This window comes from Nocardioides malaquae, assembly GCF_015070385.1.
Lineage (GTDB): Bacteria > Actinomycetota > Actinomycetes > Propionibacteriales > Nocardioidaceae > Nocardioides > Nocardioides malaquae.
The window spans coordinates 1-458 of record NZ_JADCSA010000096.1 but is presented as its reverse complement, the minus strand read 5'-3'; the positions used below and the strand labels follow the sequence as shown (position 1 = coordinate 458).

The following is a 458-nucleotide window of genomic DNA, read 5'->3' as shown; positions in this document are numbered from 1 at the left end:
AGAGTTACGCCCCCCCTGGCCCGTCAGAATAAGGGCATATAATGGTCTAAAGCTTAAAGGGTGTGCTGTAAAAGTGACAATGTGTAAGCAACATGGGATTTCATTTGAAAGTTATATTTTTCAAATAAGGAAAGAAGAGTTACATAAGTATACAGTTTTGGGTACGATTTACTTGGTAACTATGTTACACACAAAATGGTTCTTTGATATCATTGACGTGGTAATGATGATGATGAGTGATAAATTCCAAATTACACCGGCAACCTGAGGCGTAGCGAACCTTGGGGGTCCCGGGGAGCGAACAGGTGTCAGTTCTAAGAGATTTTAGGACCGGCAAAGATAACTTGTTTAGCTTAATTCACAAGAAGTCTACACAGTTATGTAGAATGACAGAGAATGAATGAATCTTCACAGAATGTAGATTTCTGTTTTATTTTGATTCAAATTAGCTTGTTTTA

At 37.8% G+C, this 458-nt stretch carries 1 protein-coding gene; it reads left to right on the top strand.

Features of this window, described 5'->3' with window-relative positions; all coding sequences use genetic code 11:
• A partial coding sequence (locus tag IEQ44_RS17125; protein ID WP_227487610.1) for a hypothetical protein occupies positions 1 to 268 on the top strand: 268 nt, incomplete at its 5' end.
• Positions 269 to 458: the final 190 nt, after the last annotated feature.